Genomic DNA, 5,099 nt, shown 5'->3' with positions numbered 1-5,099 from the left:
AGGCAATCTGCTTGCGCGGTGAGAAATTGTTAAGAGGAAAAAATGGCGACGACAAAAGAATACATCGATTTTGTGTGCGAGCAGATTGAACGCTACGGCGAAGTGCGAAACCGCAAGATGTTCGGCGAATACATGGCGTACCTGAACGAAAAGCCGGTTCTTCTTGTGTGCGACAACACGGTTTTTGTGAAAAAGCTTCCGGAAACAGAGCCGGTTATGAAAGAGTTCAGCGCGGAATGCGGATTTCCTTACGACGGCGCAAAGGAGCATTTTATTCTCGACATTGAAAACCGCAAGCTTCTGGATAAAATTATTCCAGTTCTGGAAGAGATTACGCCAGTTCCGAAGAAGAGAAAATCAAAGAGAGCAAATACGAAAATCTTTGGAACTATGTAGAAGAAAACGGAATGACCGTAAACGTTGTAAAGGCGACCGATTTCTTTTGATGAAAAAAAATCGAAGCGCGTGCAGGAAAAACTGGGATTCGTCTTTCACCATACCTGCGACGAAGTTCCTGTTCCACTTTTGAATGAAGTGCGCGTTGGACACACGAGCATAATGACAAAAGAGCATTGGGAGAAAATTTATAAGTGAAGAAAAAATTGGCGACATCCTGTGATTAAGATTTTATTCTTGCAAATTATTCTACAACTTTTCTTCCAAAAATTCTTCTGAAAACTTTTTCGCTTCGTCCGGGTACGCGAAGTTTTTTAGCGCGGCGGTTTCTTTTGCGGTTCTGGCAAAAAGCCTGTGAGTTGATTTAAGCGCGTTTTTCATGTCGTCCTTGTCGTAACGGGCAAAGCAGTTTTTCAGTTCCACGCGGATTTCTTCGTCTGCCCAGCGGTCAAGAAATCTTCCATCGTGCCAGACGTCAGCGTGATTTTTTGTTGCGGTCTGGACTTCCAGCACCTTGAGAAGGAGATTTTTCAGGTACGAGTCCAGGCACATTTTAGCCGACCAAAGTTCGCCGCGCAGAAGTTTTTTCGCCGCCCATACCGTGTGAAAATAAAAGTTGCTCGCAAGATTCTGGAATTCGCTTTCAGAAAAATCACTCTTGTGAATCTCCAAATTGATTTTTTGCTTCAAAAGTTCCGCCGCCCCGATTCTGTCGTGCAGCACGGCATAGCCTCTGTTCATCACCCAGCTTGCAGTTCCGTCGTTCACCGCGTTCAAAAACTGCCCGGCTGTAAAAACAATCATGTCCACATCAAGCCATCCGCAGTACAGAATTCGCCGCTCCATTCCGCCGCCAAGAGTCGGCTCGACAAACGAGATTTTCACGTCGCCAAGTTCCGCCGGAAGATTTCCGTAAAGCCAGGAGTCCGTGTCGTCCGTCGCGATTATAAGGTCGAGGTCGGAATACTCGTCCGCCGGAACATCGCTTCTTGTTGACGAGCCGATTGCGACAACCGCCTTTATTTCCGCGTGTTTTTCCGCAATCAGAAGAAGCCGTTGTTTGATTTCGTGATATTTGTCTTGTGTGGTTGTGGTGGAGTTCATTTTTCTTTCCTTTTCATTCCGTGATTTCAATCATGTTTCCTTCGATTCCGACAATGCAACTTTCGTAGTAGCCGTCGCCGGTTGTTCTAGGTCCGCTTGAAACTTTGTAGCCGTCCGCTTTCAGTTTTTCTGTAAGAGCGTCAACGGATGCTTTGCTTCCCACGCTGAAGGCGACATGGGTGTAGCCTGCGCTCAAAGGATTTTTCTCAACGTCCTGAATTTCCGGACGCGTCATAATCTCAAGCCTTGCTCCGCCGTCAAATGTCAGAAAATACGACTTGAAGCCGGATGTCCTGTTGTGATAAAGAGCGCCCGATTTTGCGCCGAAATATTTTTCAAAAAAGTTCCGCGCGCCTTCCAAATCTTTCACATAAAGTGCAACGTGTTCAATTTTCATAATGCCTCATTTGGAGTTGGTTTTACTTTTTCAGTTGCGGCAAATCCCCTCGCAGAATTCCTGTATTTCCTCCGTGCGTGCCGCGACATCTTCCTTGTGTTCAACTTTGCAAAACCCAAGTTTTCCGCTCGCTTCGATTTCAAGATGACCGTAGAAATGCTCGATGCTGCCGATTATTTTTTCACATTCCGGCATTGAAGGACCTGTTCTGAGCGCGATTGTGTAGCCTTTTTTGCCTCCTGGAATTCTCGCGTGCGGTTCGTGGGTGTTGCACCAGGGAGTGCATCTGTCGATAAAAACCTTGAACTGGCCCGGAATGTCCGCCCAGTACGACGGCGAAACGGAGACTATTTTGTCCGCCCATTCGTATTCCGCCATCAGCTTTTTTGTGTCGTCCAAAATTGAGCACTCCGCGGTCTCGTGGCATTTCCGGCAGCCCCGGCACAATTTTATCTCGTAGTCGCCAATGCAGATCGAGCGGACTTCGTTGCCTTTTTTGCAAAAATCAGAAACCAGCTTCACAATTTCTGCCGTCGCACCGTTTTTTACCGGGCTGCAGTTGATTACAAGAATTTTCATTTTATTTCTCCCGAATATTTTCGCATATTAAACTAATTGTGTTAGATTTGGTCAATAGCGGATTGCCTTTCTTTCAGTTTTTTCTGGGGCTTCCCTGCCTTGCGGCAGGTCGGGCGTTCCGCACTTCGCTATCCGCTCATCCTTACGCTACGCTACTGGACTGCTTCGCAGGTGCTCCATGCCCTAAGCTGCGTTCGCACTTTGCCTCTGTATTGTCATTATCGGGCTCGACCCGATAATCTCATGCATATTTGTGAAATAGATTCCCCGGTCAAGCCGGGGAATGACAGGAAACTCAAGCAAATGAATTACAAATCAGCCTTCCTTATCCCCTGTAATCCCTTCTGATAAACGGTTCGCGGATTTCTTCTTTTGTGAGGAGCGAATATTTTTTCGGGTGGCGGTAGGCGTTTCCGTGGACTTCGCGGCTTCTGTAGTCCCGAAGCTCGTCAAGGTCGATGTTTGCGATGTAGATTCCTTCGCTTTCGCCGGCTTCAACAACAAGCGTGTTGCGGGAGAGTGAATCCTTTGGGCGGCACGCAATTCCGTCGAATGCGGAAGAATGTCCGTTGCAGTCGGGCTTTCCGCCGGGGTAGTTCGCGGTTGCTACGGCGCACATATTTTCGTAGGCTCTTGCGCGCAGCTGGGAAAGGCGGTTGATTTCCATGGGGCAGGCATTCGGAACAAGAATCACTTCCGCGCCTTTGAGCATCAAAATCCGCGCGCTTTCCGGGAATTCGCGGTCATAGCAAATCATCGCGCCGGTTTTCACAACGCCGTTTTTTGTGTCAAGCTCGCACACGTAAAAGTCATCACCGGCGCAAAGAACTTTTTCTTCTCCAAAATCGCAGGTGTGGACTTTCGCGTAAGTGAGGACGGATTTTCCATGCCGGTCAAAAAGACGGAGCGTGTTCCGCGGCTGAGGGCTGTGCTTTTCCAAAAAAGTGATTCCCACCGCCATCTCAAGTTCCGCGGCAAGATTTCCGAAGAACGAAACAAATTCGCCGTCCGCGCTTACCGCAAGCTCTTCAAGCTCCGCCGGATTTTCCGGAAAACTGTAGCCGCAGCTCCACATCTCAGGAAAAAGCGCGATGTCCGCGTCCAGAAGTTTCGCTTTCCGGCAAGCCTCCTCGCCAATCCGTCTGTTTTCTTCAATATTATTGCCCGGCATTATCTGCAAAAGGGTGATTTTCAAAGTGTTCATTTTTCTATTATACACTGATTTTTTGTTTTGCGTGGCAAAATATGTGCCGGAAAATTAGAAAATCAAAACGGCAAGTCCACGCCAAAATACGGCTCGTCCTCGTGAATCTCGCAAAGCTCTGCAATTCCGCGGATAGGCAATTCCTAGCGTATTTTTCATTCTTCATAATCATTCAAATTATGAATTTCTTTATGATTTTCAAAATCAGTAATTTCTGAAAAATCAACACAATCAAAAGAACTGTAATCTAAAACAATTTTACCACTATAGTATTTTTCCTCTATTTTCGATAAAGCCTCTTCAAAGGAATCTGCCTCAACTTTTACTAATTCTGACAAAATCTCTTTTATTTCAATTGTATATTCGTTCATACCAAAATATTGATCGAATTTTTATTTTGATCAACTACAAAATTAAATCCAGTTCTTTTTTTTCTATTTCGAGCTTGTACAGTTTTTCAATTTTGTCATAGCTTAAAAATTTTACTCTTTTATCTTTTCTAATCTTATCAAATGCTGTATAGCCCAACTTCTTATCATATTCAGCATGACGCTTTTCATCTGCAACAATATACATATTTGTATAAAAATCCTGCAAATCTGAAAATTTTGTAAGGGAGTTTTGAATGTCTGTTGAATGTTCCACTTCAAAAAAATCTTCCGGCATTTCTCTTTCGTTAAACCAAATTACATCAATTGTCGAGCTTCTTTGCGTAAACTTTTCATAAGAATATGCCGGTTGTTCCTGCAATGTTCGCAAATCACCAAGCCTTTCATTAAGAAACATTTTTGACTTATCTTGATTAGGAACAAAAGTTTTCTTGTTTCTCAAATTGCCGATAGTCACCAAAAGTCCCTGATAATATGAATGTGTAAATTCTTGAACAATTTTTGAATTTTTATTTTTTTCGGTTTCAACGACAATTCCTTTTTGTTCAAGTTCTTTTTGATAAGATTTTAAAGCCCAAAGTCCAGGTTTAATTTTATAGATATTTGGATTTTCTTGAACAATTCGGCGAATTGAGGCGAAAGGAGTTTTTGATTTCCATTCGCAATCTTTTATTTTAAATACTTCCTGATTCAATTGACCTAAAGTTGCAGCACCGCCAAGTTTTTCCAAGGTTTGAATTACAGCTTCATATTGCTTCATAAATTTTACCTTTTATTTATATAATTTCTGCGTGAGGGATTGGAGCACCGAAGTTCCAGAGCAACCAAAGGTTGCGACGGAATGAGCAGTAGCGAAGTGCGGAAAGCCCGACGGCTTTAGCCGGCACGTACTGATTTTCTTCATCGCAAATCAGCGGATTTTTTGCATTGTTAAACGGAACGTTGAATTCGCCTTTTTTGTTCACGCGGTAAAGTCCGTTGAAGCAGGTTTTGTTCAGAAAAATAAAAAGCGCGGCTTTTTCAAGATTTT

General features: G+C 44.0%; 9 protein-coding genes. 2 read left to right on the top strand and 7 right to left on the bottom strand.

The window, feature by feature from the left end; genetic code table 11:
* The first annotated feature begins 42 nt into the window (after window positions 1-42).
* Window positions 43-396, top strand: coding sequence for a TfoX/Sxy family protein (locus B4C08_RS00105; RefSeq protein WP_296662036.1), 354 nt, complete (start codon window positions 43-45; stop codon window positions 394-396).
* A 69-nt stretch (window positions 397-465) separates the two neighbouring features.
* A complete protein-coding gene (locus tag B4C08_RS00100) occupies window positions 466-594 on the top strand; it encodes a hypothetical protein (protein ID WP_296662035.1) in 129 nt (42 codons plus the stop codon).
* A 51-nt stretch (window positions 595-645) separates the two neighbouring features.
* On the opposite strand, the gene B4C08_RS00095 is transcribed toward B4C08_RS00100, so the two are convergent.
* From B4C08_RS00095 to B4C08_RS00065, 7 genes are all read right to left on the bottom strand, one after another.
* Window positions 646-1,500, bottom strand: coding sequence for an aminoglycoside 6-adenylyltransferase (locus B4C08_RS00095; RefSeq protein ID WP_296662034.1), 855 nt, complete (start codon window positions 1,498-1,500; stop codon window positions 646-648).
* A gap of 13 nt (window positions 1,501-1,513) precedes the next feature.
* On the bottom strand, window positions 1,514-1,897 hold the full coding sequence (locus B4C08_RS00090; RefSeq protein WP_296662033.1) for a VOC family protein: 384 nt from the start codon (window positions 1,895-1,897) through the stop codon (window positions 1,514-1,516).
* A 30-nt stretch (window positions 1,898-1,927) separates the two neighbouring features.
* Window positions 1,928-2,476, bottom strand: coding sequence for a flavodoxin family protein (locus B4C08_RS00085; protein WP_296662032.1), 549 nt, complete (start codon window positions 2,474-2,476; stop codon window positions 1,928-1,930).
* 325 nt (window positions 2,477-2,801) lie between these two features.
* Complete coding sequence (locus B4C08_RS00080; RefSeq protein WP_296662031.1) at window positions 2,802-3,680, bottom strand: carbon-nitrogen hydrolase family protein; 879 nt, start codon at window positions 3,678-3,680, stop codon at window positions 2,802-2,804.
* Window positions 3,681-3,835: 155 nt separating this feature from the next.
* Entirely contained in the window at window positions 3,836-4,051 is a 216-nt protein-coding gene (locus tag B4C08_RS00075; protein ID WP_296662030.1) for a DpnD/PcfM family protein, read from the bottom strand.
* A 34-nt stretch (window positions 4,052-4,085) separates the two neighbouring features.
* Window positions 4,086-4,829 carry a hypothetical protein gene (locus B4C08_RS00070; protein ID WP_296015075.1) on the bottom strand — a complete coding sequence of 248 codons (744 nt, stop codon included), beginning with the start codon at window positions 4,827-4,829 and terminating at the stop codon, window positions 4,086-4,088.
* Between the two features lie 16 nt (window positions 4,830-4,845).
* Window positions 4,846-5,099 (bottom strand): DNA adenine methylase (locus B4C08_RS00065; protein WP_296662029.1); only part of this gene is annotated, 254 nt, incomplete at its 5' end.

It is taken from the genome of Treponema sp. UBA753, assembly GCF_002297325.1.
Taxonomy (GTDB): Bacteria; Spirochaetota; Spirochaetia; order Treponematales; family Treponemataceae; genus Treponema_D.
This window is presented reverse-complemented; position numbering and strand designations above follow the sequence as displayed.

Coding starts and splice junctions, on each gene's coding strand:
- B4C08_RS00105 (WP_296662036.1), top strand. CDS start 43: ATGGCGACGACAAAAGAATACATCGATTTTGTGTGCGAGCAGATTGAA.
- B4C08_RS00095 (WP_296662034.1), bottom strand. CDS start 1,500: ATGAACTCCACCACAACCACACAAGACAAATATCACGAAATCAAACAA.
- B4C08_RS00090 (WP_296662033.1), bottom strand. CDS start 1,897: ATGAAAATTGAACACGTTGCACTTTATGTGAAAGATTTGGAAGGCGCG.
- B4C08_RS00085 (WP_296662032.1), bottom strand. CDS start 2,476: ATGAAAATTCTTGTAATCAACTGCAGCCCGGTAAAAAACGGTGCGACG.
- B4C08_RS00080 (WP_296662031.1), bottom strand. CDS start 3,680: ATGAACACTTTGAAAATCACCCTTTTGCAGATAATGCCGGGCAATAAT.
- B4C08_RS00075 (WP_296662030.1), bottom strand. CDS start 4,051: ATGAACGAATATACAATTGAAATAAAAGAGATTTTGTCAGAATTAGTA.
- B4C08_RS00070 (WP_296015075.1), bottom strand. CDS start 4,829: ATGAAGCAATATGAAGCTGTAATTCAAACCTTGGAAAAACTTGGCGGT.